20 protein-coding genes, 3 tRNA genes and 1 riboswitch are annotated in these 19,931 nt (G+C 43.2%); of the genes, 16 read left to right on the top strand and 7 right to left on the bottom strand.

Annotation, left to right across the window (positions count from 1 at the left end; translation table 11 throughout):
* The first annotated feature begins 165 nt into the window (after positions 1-165).
* The 4 genes from tkt to thiE all read left to right on the top strand — a co-directional run bounded on the left by tkt (position 166) and on the right by thiE (position 4,529).
* Positions 166-2,151 carry a transketolase gene (tkt, locus tag C8D73_RS01330; RefSeq protein ID WP_021718319.1) on the top strand — a complete coding sequence of 662 codons (1,986 nt, stop codon included), beginning with the start codon at positions 166-168 and terminating at the stop codon, positions 2,149-2,151.
* Between the two features lie 107 nt (positions 2,152-2,258).
* Positions 2,259-3,062, top strand: a complete 804-nt coding sequence (gene thiD, locus C8D73_RS01325; RefSeq protein ID WP_046431616.1) for a bifunctional hydroxymethylpyrimidine kinase/phosphomethylpyrimidine kinase — start codon at positions 2,259-2,261, stop codon at positions 3,060-3,062.
* Positions 3,059-3,880: a hydroxyethylthiazole kinase gene (gene thiM, locus C8D73_RS01320; protein ID WP_113077077.1), complete on the top strand. Its 822-nt coding sequence runs from the start codon at positions 3,059-3,061 to the stop codon at positions 3,878-3,880. The genes thiD and thiM overlap by 4 nt, the downstream gene beginning before the upstream one ends.
* 10 nt (positions 3,881-3,890) lie before the next feature.
* Positions 3,891-4,529 carry a thiamine phosphate synthase gene (thiE, locus tag C8D73_RS01315; RefSeq protein WP_113077358.1) on the top strand — a complete coding sequence of 213 codons (639 nt, stop codon included), beginning with the start codon at positions 3,891-3,893 and terminating at the stop codon, positions 4,527-4,529.
* A gap of 49 nt (positions 4,530-4,578) precedes the next feature.
* On the opposite strand, the gene C8D73_RS01310 is transcribed toward thiE, so the two are convergent.
* On the bottom strand, positions 4,579-6,024 hold the full coding sequence (locus tag C8D73_RS01310) for a secretin N-terminal domain-containing protein (protein ID WP_113077076.1): 1,446 nt from the start codon (positions 6,022-6,024) through the stop codon (positions 4,579-4,581).
* The gene (locus tag C8D73_RS01305) at positions 6,024-6,542 is read right to left on the bottom strand and encodes a hypothetical protein (protein WP_113077075.1); all 519 of its coding nucleotides are present in this window, start codon (positions 6,540-6,542) and stop codon (positions 6,024-6,026) included. Before C8D73_RS01305 ends, C8D73_RS01310 begins: the two co-directional genes overlap by 1 nt.
* Before the next feature lie 240 nt (positions 6,543-6,782).
* Between C8D73_RS01305 and gspE the strand changes: the two genes are divergently transcribed.
* The 6 genes from gspE (at position 6,783) to C8D73_RS01275 (ending at position 12,589) form a co-directional block, all read left to right on the top strand.
* A complete protein-coding gene (gspE, locus tag C8D73_RS01300; protein ID WP_021718325.1) occupies positions 6,783-8,453 on the top strand; it encodes a type II secretion system ATPase GspE in 1,671 nt (556 codons plus the stop codon).
* Positions 8,454-8,465: 12 nt separating this feature from the next.
* Complete coding sequence (locus C8D73_RS01295; RefSeq protein WP_231997876.1) at positions 8,466-9,521, top strand: type IV pilus twitching motility protein PilT; 1,056 nt, start codon at positions 8,466-8,468, stop codon at positions 9,519-9,521.
* A 21-nt stretch (positions 9,522-9,542) separates the two neighbouring features.
* Positions 9,543-10,757, top strand: a complete 1,215-nt coding sequence (locus C8D73_RS01290) for a type II secretion system F family protein (protein WP_113077074.1) — start codon at positions 9,543-9,545, stop codon at positions 10,755-10,757.
* A 136-nt stretch (positions 10,758-10,893) separates the two neighbouring features.
* Complete coding sequence (locus C8D73_RS01285) at positions 10,894-11,373, top strand: prepilin-type N-terminal cleavage/methylation domain-containing protein (RefSeq protein ID WP_113077073.1); 480 nt, start codon at positions 10,894-10,896, stop codon at positions 11,371-11,373.
* A gap of 276 nt (positions 11,374-11,649) precedes the next feature.
* Positions 11,650-12,033: a type IV pilin protein gene (locus C8D73_RS01280; protein ID WP_211305758.1), complete on the top strand. Its 384-nt coding sequence runs from the start codon at positions 11,650-11,652 to the stop codon at positions 12,031-12,033.
* A 67-nt stretch (positions 12,034-12,100) separates the two neighbouring features.
* Entirely contained in the window at positions 12,101-12,589 is a 489-nt protein-coding gene (locus tag C8D73_RS01275) for a type IV pilin protein (protein ID WP_113077071.1), read from the top strand.
* Positions 12,590-12,679: 90 nt separating this feature from the next.
* Here the strand turns inward: C8D73_RS01275 and C8D73_RS01270 are convergent, their stop codons facing one another.
* The 5 genes from C8D73_RS01270 to C8D73_RS01250 form a co-directional block, all read right to left on the bottom strand.
* The gene (locus C8D73_RS01270; RefSeq protein WP_113077070.1) at positions 12,680-13,195 is read right to left on the bottom strand and encodes a hypothetical protein; all 516 of its coding nucleotides are present in this window, start codon (positions 13,193-13,195) and stop codon (positions 12,680-12,682) included.
* Positions 13,188-13,748, bottom strand: coding sequence for a hypothetical protein (locus tag C8D73_RS01265; RefSeq protein WP_113077069.1), 561 nt, complete (start codon positions 13,746-13,748; stop codon positions 13,188-13,190). The genes C8D73_RS01270 and C8D73_RS01265 overlap by 8 nt, the downstream gene beginning before the upstream one ends.
* A gap of 350 nt (positions 13,749-14,098) precedes the next feature.
* Positions 14,099-14,560 (bottom strand): type II secretion system protein, encoded by a 462-nt coding sequence (locus C8D73_RS11400; RefSeq protein ID WP_113077068.1) that lies wholly within the window; start codon positions 14,558-14,560, stop codon positions 14,099-14,101.
* Positions 14,561-14,623: 63 nt separating this feature from the next.
* The gene (locus C8D73_RS01255; RefSeq protein WP_211305757.1) at positions 14,624-15,070 is read right to left on the bottom strand and encodes a hypothetical protein; all 447 of its coding nucleotides are present in this window, start codon (positions 15,068-15,070) and stop codon (positions 14,624-14,626) included.
* Positions 15,071-15,215: 145 nt separating this feature from the next.
* The gene (locus C8D73_RS01250) at positions 15,216-16,298 is read right to left on the bottom strand and encodes a tyrosine-type recombinase/integrase (protein WP_113077066.1); all 1,083 of its coding nucleotides are present in this window, start codon (positions 16,296-16,298) and stop codon (positions 15,216-15,218) included.
* 175 nt (positions 16,299-16,473) lie between these two features.
* On the opposite strand from C8D73_RS01250, the gene C8D73_RS01245 reads away from it, so the two are divergent.
* The 6 genes from C8D73_RS01245 to C8D73_RS01220 all read left to right on the top strand — a co-directional run bounded on the left by C8D73_RS01245 (position 16,474) and on the right by C8D73_RS01220 (position 19,918).
* On the top strand, positions 16,474-16,731 hold the full coding sequence (locus tag C8D73_RS01245) for a hypothetical protein (RefSeq protein ID WP_021718334.1): 258 nt from the start codon (positions 16,474-16,476) through the stop codon (positions 16,729-16,731).
* A gap of 163 nt (positions 16,732-16,894) precedes the next feature.
* Positions 16,895-16,989: riboswitch (glycine riboswitch) on the top strand.
* Positions 16,990-17,109: 120 nt separating this feature from the next.
* Positions 17,110-18,489: an alanine/glycine:cation symporter family protein gene (locus tag C8D73_RS01240; protein WP_113077065.1), complete on the top strand. Its 1,380-nt coding sequence runs from the start codon at positions 17,110-17,112 to the stop codon at positions 18,487-18,489.
* Positions 18,490-18,632: 143 nt separating this feature from the next.
* Positions 18,633-18,709: transfer RNA gene (locus C8D73_RS01235), tRNA-Pro, on the top strand.
* A gap of 27 nt (positions 18,710-18,736) precedes the next feature.
* Positions 18,737-18,810 (top strand) — tRNA-Gly (locus C8D73_RS01230).
* 6 nt (positions 18,811-18,816) lie between these two features.
* Positions 18,817-18,893, top strand: a tRNA-Arg gene (locus C8D73_RS01225).
* 329 nt (positions 18,894-19,222) lie between these two features.
* Positions 19,223-19,918, top strand: coding sequence for an RraA family protein (locus tag C8D73_RS01220; protein ID WP_113077064.1), 696 nt, complete (start codon positions 19,223-19,225; stop codon positions 19,916-19,918).
* Positions 19,919-19,931 lie beyond the last annotated feature (13 nt).

Here is a 19,931-nt window from a genome sequence, read left to right as displayed (position 1 = left end):
AAGATAAAGTGAGTTTTATAATTATAGTGAAGCGGCAGAATAAAATAAGGAATAAGCTTATAAAAGCCGCTAAAGATAAAAAACACAGGAAAATACACGATGTTTATTTCTTCAACTTATGCTATAATTAATATATTACTATGAGTTATTGGGAGGGTTCAGTAAATGCAGGCTATTGATCATGCATCTGTTAATACTTTACGCTTTTTGGCGGCTGACCAGGTAGAAAAGGCTAAATCGGGACATCCTGGTTTCCCTTTGGGCACGGCGCCGTTGATGTATACTTTGTGGGACCGTTTTATGCACTACAATCCAAAAGATCCTAACTGGTTCAATCGTGACCGTTTTGTTTTGTCGCCAGGACATGGCAGCGCTTTGTTGTATGCAATGCTGCATCTGGCCGGCTACGATGTTTCGATGGAGGAATTGAAAAACTTCCGTCAATGGGGCAGCAAAACTCCGGGGCATCCTGAATATGGTCATACAGCAGGTGTTGATGCGTCTACAGGTCCGTTGGGACATGGTTTTGCAATGGGTGTAGGTTTTGCTGTTGCCGAAGCTATGCTGGCAGCAAAATATAATAAGCCTGAATTTACTGTTATTGATCACTATACCTATGGACTCACTTCCGACGGTGACCTGATGGAAGGCGTTGCCAGCGAAGCTGCTTCTTTGGCAGGGACTTTGGGTCTGGGTAAATTGATCTACCTTTATGATGATAATAAAATTACTATTGAAGGTTCTACCGATATCGCTTTCACTGAAGATGTGGAAGCCCGCTTTAAGGCTTATGGCTGGCAGGTGCTGCGTGTAGCTGATTCAGAAGATATTGAAGCTATGGAAGCTGCCGTTAAAGAAGCTCAGGCAGATACCGAGCATCCCAGTCTGATCATTGTGCGTACTCATATCGGTTATGGCAGCCCGAAACAGGACAGTGCTTCCTGCCATGGCGAGCCTTTGGGTGCTGAAGCTTTGGCACTGACTAAAGAAAAAGCCGGCTGGCCTGTTGGTCAACCGTTCTATGTGCCTTTGACTGTCAGCCAGTATTTCAAAAATAAAATTGAAGATTGCGAAGGCGATCAAAAAGCCTGGGAAGCATTGATGGCTGATTATAAAGTTGTTTATCCTGAATTGGGAATGGAACTTGAAGAACGTATCAGCGGCAATGCTCTGGTAAATCTGCACGATTTGGAAGCGATCTTTAAAGATGTTGCTAAAACTGCTACCCGTGAAGCTTCTGGCGATATCCTGCAGAAGCTTGTTATGCAGCTGCCGAATCTGGTTGGCGGCAGTGCCGACCTGGGTCCTTCTAATAAAACTGTGATGAAAAATGTCGGTTATTTCTCGAAAACAGACCGCAGCGGCCGTAATATTCATTTCGGTGTGCGCGAACATGCTATGGGAACAGTTCTTAATGGTATTGCTTTGCACGGCGGTTTTATTCCATTCGGTGGTACGTTCCTTGTTTTTGCCGACTTTATGCGTCCGGCGATCCGTATGGCAGCTTTGATGGGATTACGTTCCATTTTTGTCTTAACGCACGATAGTATTGCTTTGGGTGAAGATGGCCCAACTCATCAACCGATCGAACAAACTATGAGTCTGCGGATGATTCCGGGACTGTCTGTATTCCGTCCGGCAGATGCTTTAGAAACTGCTACAGCCTGGCAAATGGCTTGTATGAATCTACATAAACCGACGGCATTGCTTTTGAGCCGTCAGAAATTGCCGGTATTACACGAATATGCGGCAATCGTTCACGAAAATGCTTATAAAGGCGCTTATGTGCTGAACCCGGGACAGGGAGAAACAAAAGCGGTGCTTATTGCTACCGGCAGCGAGGTGCATTTGGCTTTGGAGGCGCAGGCTGTTTTGGCTAAGGAAGGAACTGCAGTCAGTGTAGTTTCGATGCCTAGCTGGGATACTTTTGAAATGCAGAGCGCAGATTATAAAGCTTCCGTTTTGCCTGAAGGTTTGCCGAAGATTGCTGTTGAAGCCGGCGTTACTTTAGGATGGAGCCGTTATACCGGCAGTGAAGACAATGTTTTGGGTATCAATCGTTTTGGCGCGTCGGCGCCTGGCGATGTAATGATGGAAAAATATGGTTTTACTGTTGAGAATCTGGTTGCTAAAGTAAAAAGCGTTCTTTAATTTTATAATTTAAACGGGCATGGTGCTTACTCTTAGGCCCGTGCCCGTTTTGCTTGCGGTACTGAATCTGAAGATTTTAGTAAGACAGTCTGCAGATAGGAGAAGAAATGAAACATTTATTAACGATAGCAGGCAGTGATTCCAGCGGCGGAGCCGGAATACAGGCCGATTTGAAAACCTTTGCCGCACATGGCACCTTTGGTATGAGCGTTATTACTGCTGTAACAGCGCAAAACACACAGGGTGTGACGATGGTGCAGGATATAGACGCTGGGGTGATCGAGGCGCAGATCGATGCGGTATTTGACGATATACGCGTTGATGCGGTAAAAATAGGTATGGTATCAAGGCCGGAAATCATCAAAACGATTGCCGATAGATTGCGTTATTATAAACCGCAGATCGTGGTGCTGGACCCGGTAATGATTTCTAAAAGCGGTTATCCGCTGCTGGCACCGGAAGCCTGTGCGACACTGGTCCAAGAGCTGCTGCCACTGGCAACGCTGGTAACACCTAATTTGCCGGAAGCAGAAGTTATCAGCGGTATGAAGGTGACGATGAAGGAAGAAATGCGACCTGTTGCCGAACGTATTTTAGAGTTAGGTGCTAAAGCTGTTTTGGTCAAAGGCGGTCATTTGAACGGCAGCGCTGATGACCTGCTGTTTGATGGCAGTACAGAACGCTGGTTTATGGGAGATCGCATCGACACAAAAAATACACATGGTACCGGCTGCACATTATCCAGTTCGCTGGCGGCAAACCTTGCCCAGGGTCTGAGCCTGGCGGATGCCGTTGCGGCTTCGAAGGCTTATGTAACAGAAGCGATAGAATACAGTTTGCCGATCGGCGGCGGCTGTGGCCCGACACATCATTTTGTTGATTTGTACAGAAAGGCAGGCTGGTTAAAATGAGTTTGGTCATCAAAGGGCAATTTGGCTTGATCGTTGATGCTGTACGTGAAAAAAGGCCTGTTATCCATCATTTGACTAATTATGTGACGGCGGGAGACTGCGCCAATATCACTTTGTGTGCAGGTGCTTCGCCGGTAATGGCCGATGAAGCAGAGGAAGTAGCTGAAATAACTTCTAATGCTGATGCATTGGTATTGAATCTGGGAACTATTGCCAAAGCAAAAATGCAGGCAATGGAAACAGCGGCTGCAGCAGCTAAAAATAAAGGCATCGCAGTAGTTTTAGATCCTGTAGGAGTTATGGCGTCCAAGCTGCGTTTAGTTTTTGCGCTGAAGCTTTTAAACGAAGGGCTGGTAACTATCGTGCGCGGTAATTACGCTGAATGTCTGGCATTATTGGAAGAAAAAGCTGAAGGCAGAGGCGTAGATTCAAATGGCAATGTGACTGATGGGTTAAGGGTAGCGAAGGACGCTGCGGAAAAATATAACTGTGTTTTTGCTGTTACAGGCGTTACTGATTATGTCAGCAACGGGAAACAGGCTTTAGTTCTGACTGGCGGACATGAGCTGCTGACGCAGATCACAGGAGCCGGCTGTATGACAACGACGTTATGTGCCTGCTGCGCTGCAGTAACAAAAGACCCATTGCTGGCAGCCGCTTTAGGTATAGTCATAATGGGGCAGGCGGCAGAACTGGCCGCAGGGTTTATGGAAACAAAAGACGGACCGGGAATGTTTAAAACAAGGCTGTTTGACGGTGTTTATCACGTTACGACAAAATGGAACGTGCTGCATTTGGACCCGGAACGGAAGCAGTGAGATGGAGAAAATGAAGCTGAAAATAGATTACAGTGTATATTTGGTAACAGATACCGGATTTTTGCAGGGACGTGATTTCGCTGCCTGCATTGAAGCCGCACTTAAAGGCGGCGTGACCCTGCTGCAATATCGCGATAAAAATGCTGACAGTCGTGTGCTGCTTGAACGGGCGCTGCTGCTGAAAAAAATGTGTGCTGTTTATCATGTACCTCTGCTGATCAACGACAGGCTTGATATCGCGTTGGCTGTTCAGGCAGACGGTGTGCACGTGGGGCAAAGCGATTTGCCGGTTACTGTAGTGCGCAGGCTGTTAGGCGAGCAGGCAGTTATTGGCGCATCGGCTCATAACCCTGAAGAAGCCAGGCAAGCGCTTGCGGATGGTGCTGACTATTTGGGCTGCGGTGCGGTGTTTGGCACCACTACCAAAAATGATGCCGGTTATTTAGGTCTTGACGGACTGCAAAGTATCAGACAGGCTGTTACGGCACCTCTTGTCGGTATCGGAGGCGTCAACAGCACCAATTTTGAACAGGTACTGCAAACCGGTGCCAACGGCGCAGCTATTGTCAGCGGGATTTTGGCAGCAGATGATATTGAAGCAGAGGTACGTAAATTCAAAACAATAGCTGACAGGTATAAAAATATATAAGAAGACAGACAAAAAGAGCTATCGCTTTTACTGCGATAGCTCTTACTTTTTATTTATCTTCGTTTAAGATTTGGTTGACGCGGTCACGCATCGAACCTGACTGCGGAGCCTTGGCCTTATCGTCGCCAAACTCTTTTTGCAGTTCCTTCATTTCCTTTGCCAGTTCTTTCTGCTGGGCTTTGATTTTAGCTTCAGCCTGAGAACGCTCGGATTTTTTGATATCTTTCAGGAATCTGTTATCATCGAAATCCTTAAATTCATTTTCCAGGGACTGAGTATCATAAATAGCCGGGGACGCGCCTGCTTCTGTAATATGCGGCGTCAGGATCATCATAACCTCAGTTTTATTTTTAGTTGTACTGCGGTTTTTGAACAGTTCACCTAAAATAGGAATATTGGAGAGGAAGGGGATCTTCTGAATATTTTTCTGCTCTTCTTCATTGATCAGGCCGCCGATGATCAGTGTTTCACCATTGCGCATTCTTACATAAGTATCGGCAGTACGGCTGGTGATCTTATAATTTTTGATTTCAGAAACCAGTGTCGGCGTGCTGACTTCGGTATGTACGGCTGAGGTGATCATATCGTCTTCGCTGACGAGCGGAGTATAGGTGAGCTTGATACCGGCATCTACATATTCGGTAGTGTTGACGGTAATACCGTTTTCGATTTTCTCAGTCAAAACAGGAATATGGTCACCGATAAAGATACTTGCTTCTTTACCGGGAACGGTGATGATTCGCGGAGTCGCTAAAATTTTGGCCTTGCCATTAGCAAACAGTGCGTTGAGTGTCGCATTAAAACGGAATTCATAGCTGGCGCCAAAGTGAACTACGCCGCCGAAATCTTCATCATCATCGTTATTGCTGCTATTATTGCTGTCCTCACTGTTCTGTGGTATCTTATCCCAATTCCAGTTGATGCCCAGGTTTTTACTGTCTTCTTTGTTGATAGAAATGATCTTGGCTTCCAAAGTGATCTGTTTGGTAGCAACGTCCATCGCTTTGATTGCCGAGCGTACACGCTCTTCATCTGTGCTGCTGCCGCTGAACAGAATAGAATTGGTGATAGGGTCGATACTGATTTTCTTTTCACTTTCCAGAATATCATTCAAAGCATTTTTAACATCTTCTGCTTTGGCATAATTCAGCTTAAAAACATTGACACTGCCGTTGAACTTGTTCAGATTTTCCTGGGTGGAAACCAAAATAACGCCGTCGACCATGCGATATGCCAGTCCTTTGGCACTGGTGATAAGCTTGATAGCAGTGTTGAACGGCACATTATCTAAGGCAATAGTAATTTTACCTTTAACAGATTCGTCAGTAACGATACTGGCATCCGAAAGAGCGGAAATAGCAGTCAAAACATCGCGAACTTCGCCGTCGTGCACATTTAAGGTAACGTTAGGTGCGGCCAAAGCAACAGTAGTGCTGCTGAAGGCCAAAAGTGCGGCGAGAGTAGTGCTTCGCAGCGATTTTTTCCAAGAATGCATTAGTTATTCCTCCCTAGGGTCAAATGAAGCGGATTTTGCGGATGGCTCAGGTCAACAGAATCGATGCCGATAGCGGCAACAGTATAATCGCCGAAGCTTTGACCATCTTTGTAATAATTACTGGTGTTGTTAAATTCGATAATGGCCAGCTGTTTGACTCCGTTATTGATGATGCCGCGTAAAACAGGCTGAGCTGCATAAACAGGTGCACCGCCTCCGATAACTGCACCGGGATGCACAGTTGGCTTGTTGAGCATTGCTGCCGGAGCCATAAAAGGATTACGGGCTATAGTTTGTACTTTTGGTGCCGCAGCTAAAGCATCTGCGGCAGGTACAACTGCTGCAGCAGGCTGAACCTGAGCTTCTGACTGTACTTGTCCGGCCCATGCTTTTTCGAACAGGCCTTCTATATAACCACTGGCATCAAAGCGGCACATGAAATGCGAGGTGCTCAAAACCAGGAAGGCTGCCAGAATGATAAGTGACAAACGATCAGTTTTCTCTTGCTGTTTTCGCATAATAATTCCTCCAATATAAATTAAACTGATAATTATAAAATCTTAATATACTTATTATACCACAAGATGAAAAAAAGCAAATAAATATTCTTATTCTTTTTATTAAAATAAGTTTGTTTTAGAATACATAGCGTAGTATAATTAAATATAAAATAATATAGGGGTATTATTTGTTTTGAAAGCAATAAAAAAACTAAGATAACCGTGTTATTGGCAATATTTAAAATGGAGGAGAACAACGTGGCAACTCAGAAAAGACGCTTGGGCGAGATTCTTGTTACCTCGGGAGAAATAACGCAGTCCCAGCTGGATCAAGCCTTGGCTGAACAAAAAACAAATGGCAAAAGACTTGGTGAGACTCTGATCAGTCTGAATTTTTTGACTGAGCGTAAAATGCTTAAAACTTTAGAAAAACAGCTTTCCATACCATATATGTTTTTGAGTGATATCGAAATTATGCCGGAAGCTGTTGCGGCAGTACCAATCTTTCTGGCAGAGCGCTACACTTTAGTACCGCTGAAAAAAGATGGCAACCGTCTGACGATAGCGATGAATGATCCGACAAATTTCTATGCGATTGATGATGTGCGCATGGTCAGTGGCTGTGACATTTCTATCGTGTTGTCCGAACAGCAGGATATCATTAACGCCATTAATAATTTTTATGGTGTCAGCGGCCGCGTAGGCGGCAGCCTCAACAAATTGAAAGAAGATTCTTTTGCTCCTGTCATTCGCAGAGTTGAAGACAGCAGTGAGGACGCGCCGATAATAAAAATCGTCAACTCCGTCATTGAGCAGGCTGTCCGAGATAAGGCCAGTGATATCCATATCGAACCCCAGGAGGATGATACGAGGGTGCGTTTTCGTGTTGACGGCGTTTTACGTAATGCGGTAACACTTCCGAAAAACAGTCACAGCGCTATTATTTCGCGTATCAAGATCATGGCGGAAATGGATATTGCCGAAAAACGTCTGCCGCAGGATGGTCGTATAAATATTGAACAGGGTGGACGTGATATTGATCTGCGTATTTCGACTTTGCCGACTATTTTAGGTGAAAAGGTCGTTATGCGTATTCTTGATAAAACGGCGGCTTCTATTGATATCAATGATCTGGCTTTCACAGCGAAGAATATGGAGCTGTATAGCAGTCTGTTCAACTCTTCCTATGGCATCGTACTTGTCACAGGTCCTACCGGCAGCGGCAAATCGACAACTCTGTACTCTACGCTCACCAATATCAACAATCCTAATAAAAACATCATTACTGTTGAAGATCCGGTCGAATATCGTATTGAAGGCGTCAATCAGGTAGCTGTCAATAATAAAGCGGGCCTTACCTTTGCCAACGGACTACGCAGTATTTTGCGTCAAGACCCGAATATAATCATGGTCGGTGAGATTCGTGACGTTGAAACGGCTCGTATCAGCATTCACGCCGCATTGACAGGTCATTTGGTTTTCAGTACCCTGCATACCAACGATGCTGCAGGCGCGATCACGCGACTGATCGATATGGGTGTAGAACCTTTCCTTGTAGCTTCCGCTTTGCGAGGTGTCGTAGCTCAACGGCTGGTGCGCCGTATCTGTCCGCATTGCAAAGAAACCTATGCTCCTGACGCGGCAGAAAGGGCCTATATGGGTATTGCACTTGATGAAGAAGTAAAACTCTATAAAGGTGCCGGCTGCGGTAAATGTAATTTTACCGGTTATGCCGGACGTATGGCGATCCATGAAGTTCTGCCTATCATTCCTGAAATGAAGGAACTGATTTTGAAAAATGCTCCAGATACGGAAATTTTTGCTGCCGGACGTTCTTATGGCGTTACTTCTATGAAAGAAGACGGTATCCGCAAAGTATTGGATGGAGAGACAACTGCTTCAGAATTGCTGCGCGTAGCGTATGCGTAAGGAGATGACAAAGTGATCAAAGAGTTAATGCGTGACGCTTTTGATGTCAACGCTTCGGATATCCATTTAACGGTAGGCTTGCCGCCAATGTTCCGTGTCAATGGCGTGCTGCGGCAGGCGGGTGAAGAACCTCTGCGCCGTGAGGATACCTATAATATGGCCATGGAACTGATGGACGATCGGCGCCGCACGCAGTTTCTTGATAACGGCGAAGCTGATTTTTCTTATGAAATTGAAAATGTATGCCGTTTCCGTGTTAATGTTTTTAAGCAGAGTAATTGTGTGGCAGCAGCGCTGCGTTTGATTTCCAATAATATACCCAGCTTTGAGGACCTGCGCCTGCCTGACGTTATCAGCGACCTTGCCATGCTGCCGCGTGGTCTGGTATTGGTGACAGGGCCTACAGGCAGCGGTAAATCAACGACACTGGCGGCTGTTATCAATAAAATCAACAAACACCGCAAAGATCATGTCATCACTCTGGAAGATCCGATCGAATATAAGCATAACCATATCAACAGCATTATCAACCAGCGCGAAGTCGGCAGTGATACCAAAAGCTTTGCCAATGGCCTTAGGGCAGCATTACGTGAAGATCCTGACGTTATTCTGGTAGGCGAGATGCGTGATACTGAAACTATCGCCACCGCTATCACTGCTGCCGAAACCGGACATCTTGTTTTGGCAACTCTGCATACTCAGGATGCGGCATCGACAGTGAATCGTATCATCGACGTCTTTCCCGAACACCAGCAGCAGCAGATTCGCATTCAGCTGGCTGGCAACCTGCAGGGCATCGTTGCCCAGCAACTGCTGATGAATCGCGAACAAACCGGACGTCTGGCTGCTTTTGAAATATTAGTTGCCACACCGGCGCTGCGGAACTTGATCCGCGAAGGCAAAACACATCAGATACCGTCATATATCCAGACTGGTTCCAAATTCGGGATGATTTGTATGGATGCCTATCTGGCGCAGCTGGTACGTAAAAATAAGATCGACCGCAGTATAGCGGAAGAACGCTGTTATGACCCATTATCATTAGAACGCTATATGCATGGACTATAAGGCTAAAGGAGGAACCGCAGTTTGGAGCAATTTAAATATAAAGCACGTAAACGTGATGGTGCTGTAGTTTATGGCACAGTCAACGCCCCTAACGAAGCTGCCGTAGCCGCCTTTATCCGTAAACAGGACATGTATGTGGCTGGCATTGAAGCTTCTAAAAAGAAAGGGCTGTTTTCGGGAGTACTTTTTGAGGAAAGTATCAATCTTTATGACATCTCGATTTTTGCCCGCCAGTTTGCAACTCTGCTGGGAGCCGGTGTACCGCTTTTAACAGGGCTGGAGATACTAACTCAGCAATCTGCTAAAGAGCGTCTGCGTACTGTTTTAGGGCAGATAACTACCAGTGTCCGTGAAGGTAAAGCATTGTCGGCAGCTATGGCCGAGTTCCCTAAAGTCTTTCCCGAGCTGATGACTAACATGGTAGCAGCAGGCGAGGCCGGCGGTATTTTAGAAATCGTTATGGATCGTTTGGCAGCACAGTTTGAAAAAGATTATCGAATGAATGCCAAATTTAAATCAGCTATGATTTATCCGGCAATAGTTTTATCGGTAGCTGCTATTGTGGTTGCTATTATTATGATGTTCGTTATGCCGGTTTTTGTCGGCTTGTTTGAACAGCTTAAAATCGAACTTCCATTTGTCACCCGTGTCGTTATCGGCATCAGCAATTTCCTTGGCCATTACTGGTATTTGGTTATTGCCGCACTGATCGGCCTGTTCCTGCTTTATAAATGGGCCGGTACTAAAGAAAGTTTTCGCCTGTGGCGTGATGGTGTTTATTTGAAAGTACCTATTTTCGGAGACTTATATAACAAAATCATCATTACCCGTTTTGCCCGTACTTTTGCCAGCTTGTCACGCAGCGGCGTGCCGATCTTAAACGCTATGACCATTGTCAGCAAGGCTACAGGAAGTCTGCAGGCTGAAAGAGTACTTAATCAGGCCCGCGGCAGCTTAAGGCGAGGCCGTACTTTGGCAGATCCTATGGAAGCCAGCGGTATGTTTCCGCCAATCGTTATCAGCTTAGTAAATATTGGCGAAGAAACCGGCGCTCTGGATACCATGCTTGATAAGGTCGCCGACTTCTACGGCGCCGAGGTAGATGATACTATCGGAAGACTGCAGACTACCATGGACCCGATCCTGATAGTTATTTTAGGCGTCATTATCGGTACGCTGGCAGTAGCTCTTTTACTGCCGATGTTTGAAATAGTTACAAAAGTAGGGAGCTTATAAATAAAATAAAAGTTTTATGATAAAAATACTTGATAAAAGTTTAAAAAAGAGTTATTATTAAAATATAAATAAAATAGCGGCTATATTATTATGCAAATAATGGTAGCAACGCTATATTAAGAAGGGATGAAATCCAATGAAAAATTTTATTAAAAACCAAAAAGGTTTCACTTTGGTGGAACTGGTAGTAGTAATCGCCATTATCGGTATCCTTGCCGGTATCGCAGTTCCGCGTTTTCTTGATGCTACTGCATCTGCCCGCGGCGCAAAAATCGTAGCTGACATGCGTACCATCCAATCGGCAGAAATGATTTATTATGCCAAAAATGCTAAATACCCAACTGCACAAAATGATTTTGCTGATTTAGTCCAAGGTAACTGGCCTGGTGTTCCAACTGGTAAATTTATTATCGCCCAAGTATTAAAAAAAGGTGGCGGTACTACAGAAGGTGTTGCTGGTGATGGTGCGGCATATACTTATACTGCAGGAAAAGATGGTGCTTCGGGAACAATTACATTAACAGGTGCTACTGGTCTTACAGGTGTTGACGGCTCAAGTTATACGTTAACGGTTCTTTTAGGTGGAGATCAACAGGTTACTACACCTGAAAGTTAATAATAATTTTCAATGTTTAAAAACGACTGACATTTGTCAGTCGTTTTTTTGACCAATTTTATAAAATTTCAGGTATTTTTAAAATGTTATTTTTCACTTAAATAAAGATCACACTAAACAGCTTCTCTATTAATTAGCAAATTATAAGTTGTGCATTAAATTAAACTACAAGGTAAAAGATCCCTAATGACGCTAATACATAAGTATTTTTATTATAAATATATTTACTTCTGAACAAACTAACTGATTACTAAAAACAGAAAAGGTTTCACTTTGGTGGAATTGGTAGTAGTAATTGCCATTTTAGGTATTTTAGCAGGGTTGGCGATTCCACGGTTTATGGATGCTACAACTAATGCTCGTGGTTCAAGATTAGTTGCTGATTTGCGAACTATCGAAAGTGCAGAATCTATGTATTATGCAGAAAAAGGTCAATTTGCTACTATGAAAGAATTAGTAGATAATGGATATTTAGCAGTTGAACCGATTCCACCGATTGGTGCTTTTAAAGTGGCTGAAACTAATCAAGCTGGTGAAATCAAAGCTGCTGTAACATCTTATACCGTAACACCGAATAATGGTGTTACTCCTAAAACTGTTACCATTAACGCTGGCACAAATATAGATTTAAAAACTTTAATGACTAGAAAAAATAACTAATTTCAAATAGGCAGATAGGAAATTACAGCCTATCTGCCTATTTATTTTAATACTAGAAGGAGAAGTTATGTGCAAATATAATAAAGGTTTCACTTTAGTTGAACTTGTGATAGTCATTGCTGTTATTGGGATATTGGCAGGACTTGCGATTCCTCATTTTCTTGATTCGCAGGCTAAAACCAGAACCGCCAGAGCGGCGGCCGATATGCGTACTTTGCAGAGCGCTGTTGAACAATATATGGCAGCAGGTAATACCATTGATGGCCTTACGGATGATCAAAAAGCTAACGGTGCAAAAGTTTTTAAAGACATTGTTGATAAAGGTTTTTTATATGCAGTGCCAACAGCTCCTCAAGGCGATTATTACTATGCAGTTAGCGGTAATAGAATAGCACTAAATAATTGTTCATACGGCATAGAGAAAGCAAGCAGTGGTGTAGGCAGCAGTGAAAATAAGAGAAAAATAACAGTATCTTTTATTAATGGATTAGGTACTGGCACTAGCGGTGTTCCATACTCAATTTTTATCGAACAGTATATTTTAGGAAATTGGTAAATTATAAACGATTTTAAAAATACCTGAAATTTAATAAAACAAGCTTTAAAGAATAATCCCCGCTGACGCTATGCGTCAACGGGGATTATTTCATTTGGCTTCGATTTTTGCGATATTACTTTGATACAGGCCGATACTGGCAAGAGTACTTTCGATCTTAAACTCATCTTTTTCACGCTGCAGCAAAATGTTATAGACATGCTCAAAACGGGAAAACATATCGTGTTCAGCAGTACAGAGATTCAGATAACCGATGTCGTGTACTGCCTGAGAAACAAGTTCGTTTTCGTAATGAGGTTTTTTATAAGGGTTCAGCTGCCTGCAAGCTGCGTGCCATGCTTCTGCGGCAGTCAGTTCACGCTGTCCGGTTTGATGTTGCAGCAACATTCTGGCCGCCTGCACAAAAACAGCAGGCTTAGGCGGATCAAAGGCGGTGTTTTCAATAACATACATCGCCGCAGCCTGCGCCACATCTAGCGGAAACTGCGCAATAAACGGATACCAGTCGTTTACGACTTCGCTGCCGTTTCTTACCAGCATAGGGAAATAACGGCCCAAACGATCAATGATCTTGGCTGCATCCTGCAGCGTGACCTGATTATTCATGGCAGCCTCCCTGCGCTAAAGCACGGATTTGTGCTGCACCAGCAGAAAGTACGGGTTTGGCTTGTTGGGAAAAGGAAGTAAAAGAAGAGTTTTGATAAAAATTATTTTTCTTATCTTTCTCTTCTTTCTTATTCTTCTTATTAGATGCAGAGCCTTTGCAGTCGCTTTGCATTGCCTTTGTAAGGTCTTTGCAGTCAGCTGTGCACCGTTCGTCATCAAGGTACTGGTAAGCGCCCCAATTCACGACAGTCAGCAGGCGTCCGGTCTTTGTAGATTCGTTTGCCAAAAAACCAAGTTTTACAAATCGGTCTAAAGCTCCCCTAACATTACCTGCGTTGACACCTTTGCCACAACGTTCGGCAATATGCTGTAAGCTGGTAATAGTCTGTCCTAGCTGCACGCTGAACTTTTGCCCCTGCCATTCCCATTCGGCGGGAGCGAAGTTGACCATAGACAGCAAAGTAAGAAGAACAGTTTTTTGAATCGGAGTAGATTGTTTCCAGATAGGTTTATCCCAAAGTTCGCGATAAATCTTAAAGAAGCCATTGTTCATGGACAGCACCTCAATTTTTTATATTTTGGATATAAAAAACAAGGGATTCCCGGCTGGCTGAGTGTAATAATGTCTGCTTGCAGGCGCACTACCGCTTAAAAGCGTTTTTTATCTGGCTAAGGCTCACCGTTGCACAATGCTTGTTTATTGCCGTTGCATAGGATTTTATAACGTCGCCGCTTTAGTTTGCCATCAGTCGAATTATTTTACACGTTGCTCAGCGTCTTGTCCTGTTTTTTGAAGCCTTGCCGCACAAGCTGTGGTTTGAAGGCAACCTGTTAAGTATGCGCTTGTTAACGGTGTTTGTCAAATAAAACACCCCCTTATCTTTAAGACTTGTTTTTATAAGTTTAATATTTGTTTGTAAATCTGTTAATAGGCTGTGGACCCCAACCTAATTCTATAGCAACTAAAACATCAGAGGTAGATATATCAGAATGGTTAATAAATGTATAATAAGCTCCAGAAGGAACTGGTAATTCACGATAATATTCGTCTGCATTAACAAAGATAGCATTTCCGATCGGAGGAATTGGAATAAAATCTAGATAACCTTGCTCGACTAACATTGGAAGGATATCATCATAGATTTCACTGGTAGGCAATCCTGTTACTTTCTGTGCTCCACCATTTTTGACCAGATAGGCGGTGTATGCTTCTTGAATAGTAGCCATATCGGCAACTATGCGTGCGCCTCTTGCAGTTGCTGTAGCATCAGTATACATAGGAATTGCGATACCCGCTAAAATACCGATTATTGCAATAACTACGACTAATTCGACTAAAGTAAAACCTTTATTATTTTTAAACATGATTACCTCCAACGTAATTTAAAAGAGCCAGCATTAGCTGACTCTTTTAAATTTATTTATAAATTAATTGCCAGTTTCTGGAGTAGTTGTAGTTTCGGTACCACCTAAAAGCTTATTTAAAGTTAAATCACCGCTTACACCGCCAGCACTGATAGTTGCATTTGTTAAAGTTACTGTTCCTCCTTGAGCAGTATCAGGAGTATAAAGATATGCGCCTGTGTCTGATACAGTACCTTCAGTAGGAGATGTTGACTTTGATTTAAGAACCTGAGCAATAATAAATTTTCCGGTAGGAGGAACAGGCCAACTACCTTGCACCAAAGAATTTAAATCATTTTGCGCTGCTGGATATTTAGCATTTTTAGCATAATAAATCATTTCTGCGGCCTGAATAGTGCGCATGTCTGCTATGATTTTAGAGCCACGGGCAGATGCTGTAGCATCCAAAAAGCGCGGTACAGCAATGCCGGCAAGGATACCGATAATGGCGATTACTACTACCAATTCCACCAAAGTGAAACCTTTTCTGTTTTTAGTAAAATTCAAGAGGATTAATAATTTCCATTAAGTTAGTATCAGCAGTCTGAGCGTTTATTAAACGCAGGGGTTATTTATTAAATTTATAACGTTTTGTAAGACTCTGGTAAGACACAAATCAATATTTTAGTTTGTTGATTGCAGTTAAAAGCTGCCGGATATTTTTGTGAGTGTAGCTTTCGGTGACATCGGCATTGGCGTGACCAACTATGCGTTTTAAAATAACGCTGCCGGCGCTGATCCCGCAGGAGTCCATACCGCTGATAAAGGTATGGCGGCAGTCATGGGGCTTATGCTGCATTTTTAATGTTGACATTAACAGGTCAAAAAAACGTTTTTTGTAGGTATCGTAGATTATTGGCTGTCCATTTTCTGTTTCGATCAGATATTTACCGTGCATACGGGCGGCGACAAGCGGCACGATATCTTTATGCAGTGGCAGGATACGGTGTGCTGCTTTTGTTTTAGTACCGTGCAGGTCAATAATCTGCTTTTTGAGGTCGATATGTGCCGTTTGTATTTCCAGCAGCTCGCCGATGCGTATACCGCTGTAAAGCATGATCAGTACCGTATCGACCAGCCTGACGTCATTGTAATGATGGCGGCTGCCGTCAGCAAGCGGCAGTGTCAGTTCAAGATTTTTCCATAAACATTTGATTTCACTGTGAGTAAAAATACTTCGGGATGTTTGTTTGGCAGTAGCGTTCTTTTCCAGATAACGCGAATAGTCTACGTTGATAAGATCATTTTCAAGTGCGAGACGAAAAATACCGTTGAAAATAGTTTTTAAGCGCGTTTGCACACTGGGGGAAAGGTGATGATTATTATCCAGGACTGCCTGCATTTGTGCTTTTTTTACTTTTTTGATTGGTTCGTTGGCAATATCAGTACATTTTTTCCAGGCTGCCGTAAAACTGCAGCGTGAGGAACGTGAAAGGCGGACGGTATGTTTGTCATACCACTGGTTGTAAAGCTCGCCTAAAGTGATATGCTGCAGATTTAAGTCGTAAGGGCGTTTGTTGTAGTCGGCAAGTGCGATTAGGGCAGCGCGTCTGCTGGTATAGTAACCAAGTGTGTGATATTTTTGCAGTGGTTTGCCATCTGTTTGATACTGCCAGCCTGCTGTCAGTCGTACACGATAGGGTTTGCGGCGGTTGCCGGGCAGTTTGCTGATGCCGCCGTAACCGTTAGGATTTTTCATAGTATACCTCCTTTTTATTTATCTTAGCAGATTATTTTAGCTTTAAAACTGTAAGACACAAGTAAACCACAGAAAAATAATTTTGTAGATAATGAAAGCAGTATTGTAGTTTTCAAAATGTTCACAGAAGTGAATATTTTTGTATAATGAAGATAGTAAAGGACGGTGATACAGTATGACATACGGTAAATTGAGTGATCGTTGTCTCAAAGTATTCGTAGTTCTGCTGATCGCGGGCGTTTTGGGCGGGTTCTGTCTGCCCCATTTTGTGGAAGCAGTCGCCGGAGGCTATAATACCCGTGCTGTCGGCATGTCGCTTGGTGCAGAGGGCCTGGCGGCACCTGTTTTATCAGCTGATTTTAAACCGCAGGGCGGCGAGCTGGCTTTGGCTAAGCTGATAGAGGCAGGCTATTTCGATACTTTGGTCAATTGAATACATGTATACAATACAAAAGTACTTGCTTTTTTTTAACTATCTGCTATAATAACTAACATCACAAGTGAATAATGCGTGGATGAAACATATGGGAGAAGACGATGCGTCTACCGAAGGAGCTAAACTCTCAGGTGCCTGGAAATCAGGCGGAACCGTATGCGGACACAACTCTGGAGAGTCCCTTGAATGGGCGCCGAAGGTGCACGAATATCGTTGATGTTCTTATCTCTCAGGCCAATGGACAGAGCAATAGCAGTAGTTCCGCTGCCTTTTAGGCAGGGGAGTACTTATATCGTTTTTTTGCCCACCGGAGTTGTCGTTATTCCGGTGGGCTTTTAGTTTTTCATTTCACATAAGGGGAAGAGGGAGAATTTTATGTTGGAGCTTTTGAATGAGATCGACAGTTTTGTGTGGGGACCGCCGTTATTGGTATTATTGGTTGGTACCGGTATCTGGTTGACCCTGCGTTTGAATTTATTGCAGGTGCTTAAACTGCCAATGGCTTTAAAATTGATTTTTTCGGCTAAAAATGATGGTGACGGCGACGTCAACAGTTTTAAAGCATTGTGTACAGCTTTGGCAGCTACTGTCGGTACAGGTAATATAGTCGGTGTTGCTACTGCTATCAAAGCAGGTGGTCCCGGTGCCTTGTTCTGGATGTGGCTGGCGGCATTTTTTGGTATGGCTACCAAATATGCCGAAGGTCTTTTGGCGGTAAAATACCGTACAGTTGACGCTAATGGCAATATTGCCGGCGGACCTATGTATTATATTGAAAACGGTTTAGGTAAATCTTATAAACCGCTGGCTGTTTTCTTTGCCGTGTCCGGTGTGTTGTGTGCTTATTTTGGTATCGGTACTTTTGCTCAGGTCAACGCTATAGTTGAGATCACGCAGTTGTCTGTTGGCATTCCTGTTATTTATACTGCGATTGCGCTGACAGTGCTGGTTGCTGTCGTTACTATTGGCGGTCTTAAATCTATCGCCAGCGTAGCAGGTAAAATCGTTCCTTTTATGGCCTTGTTATATGTTGTTACTACCGTAGGTATTTTACTTATATTTGCAGATCAGGTGCCTGCAGCTATTTCCACAGTGCTTAGTAATGCTTTTAGTCCTACGGCTGCCGCTGGCGGCTTTTTGGGCGCAACTGTTATGATAGCAATGCGTAATGGTATTGCCCGTGGTGTTTTCTCTAACGAATCCGGTCTTGGCAGTGCCCCGATCGTTGCTGCTGCTGCTAAAACAAAATGGCCCGCCGAACAGGGGCTGATTTCTATGACCGGTACTTTTATTGATACGATCATTATTTGTACACTGACTGGGTTGACGCTGGTTGTTACTAATGTCTGGACTGGTGATTTGAATGGTGCAGCTTTGACTCAGGCTGCCTTTACGATGGGCTTCCCGGTGTGGGGCAAATATCTATTGATGGTTGGCCTGGTACTGTTTGCCTTTACTACGATCTTAGGCTGGAATTACTATGGTGAACGCTGCATCGAATATTTGCTGGGTGTTAAAGCAATTTTGCCGTACCGTATTATTTTTATTTGCCTGATTGCCTGCGGTGCATTCTTGAAACTGGAAGCAATCTGGGTTTTAGCAGATATAGTTAACGGTTTGATGGCTATTCCTAATTTGATCGCGCTTCTGGGCCTTACTGGAGTTATCGTAGCCGAAACAAAACGTTATACCGCACATCTGGCAAAACAAAAAGAAAAGGACTCTATTGCTGAAGAAGTGGCTGAAGAAGCTTAAGTTTTAGTAAATGGTTAGACCCAAAAAGGCAGTTTTTATGACTGCCTTTTTGATTGCAGAAAACTTTATTTGAAGAATCTGTCAGGTAAAATACGAAAAGACTTGACTTTAGGATCAAAAATCTATATAATATCCTTTGTATTCGGGGCGTGGCTCAGCTTGGTAGAGCACCTGCCTTGGGAGCAGGGGGTCGCAGGTTCGAATCCTGCCGCTCCGACCAAATACATAGAGCATTGCTTAGTAAATTGCGGGTGTAGTTTAGTGGTAAAACCTCAGCCTTCCAAGCTGATGTTGTGGGTTCGATTCCCATCGCCCGCTCCAATTTTTGGTCTGGTAGCTCAGTAGGATAGAGCAACGGCCTTCTAAGCCGTGGGTCGGGGGTTCGAATCCCTCCCAGATCACCAACAAAATAAGATGAATTAAAACCATTTCTGATATTTTCAGAAATGGTTTTTTGTTTTTGTTATAATGAAAGGCTTTTCGATAATTGCATCTGTAATATTTATAGTTGATTTGAGAACACTGAATTTATAGAAATAATTAAAGTTTGAATACATAATAGAAATAATAAATGAAATGGCTAGAAATTTGTTACAAATTTTACTTTTTAGGTAGAAAAATAAAATATTATTAAATGTTTACAGAAATATGTTGAATAATATTCTTTTTGAAGTTAAAATGTTGTTAAATAAACAAGAAAGTGACTAATATAATATCAAGTGAGGTGTAGCAAATGACAGTTGGCGGAAGAATTTATTTAAAAAAGGACAACAGTGGATTGGAATTAGTTAAAGCGTTTGCCAAGATACCTACAGCTAATATTGCTGATACGATGGGACGTTCTTGTGCTATGCATCCAAGAATTAAGTTGTTTTCCAGTCCGCATGGAACGGTATGGGCAGGAATTGCCCTTACTGTCAAATCTCGTGGGGGAGATAACCTTCTTATACACGCAGCTTTGGATATGGCTAGAGAAGGTGATGTGATTGTTGTTTCTAATGAGGGCGGTGTAGATAACAGGTCGTTGATGGGAGAGATTATGTTTACATATGCTGCTTATAAAAAACTTAATGGTTTAGTATTAGATGGCCCGATAAGGGATGTAAAATCCGCAAAGGAAATACCATTACCTATTTATGCGACAGGTTCTACACCAGGTGGTCCTTATAAAGAAGGACCGGGAGAAATAAATGTACCAATTTCTTGTGGTGGTATTAGCGTAAACCCAGGAGATATAGTTGTTATGGATGATGATGGTGTAATAATTATTCCATTGAAGGATGCTTCTGCGGTACTTGCAGCAGCGCAAAAACTGCAAGAAACTGATGAAGCTAAAGTGGTTGCCGCTGGGAATGGAACTGCTAAGCGTGAGTGGGTAGTTAAAGCTATCGAGACAAAAAAGATTGAAATAATTGACGATTACTATTAATAAAGCAAGTTGT

Source organism: Phascolarctobacterium faecium DSM 14760 (genome assembly GCF_003269275.1).
Classification (GTDB): domain Bacteria; phylum Bacillota; class Negativicutes; order Acidaminococcales; family Acidaminococcaceae; genus Phascolarctobacterium; species Phascolarctobacterium faecium.
The sequence above is the reverse complement of the archived record's forward strand: the minus strand, read 5'-3'. Positions and strand labels throughout refer to the sequence as shown.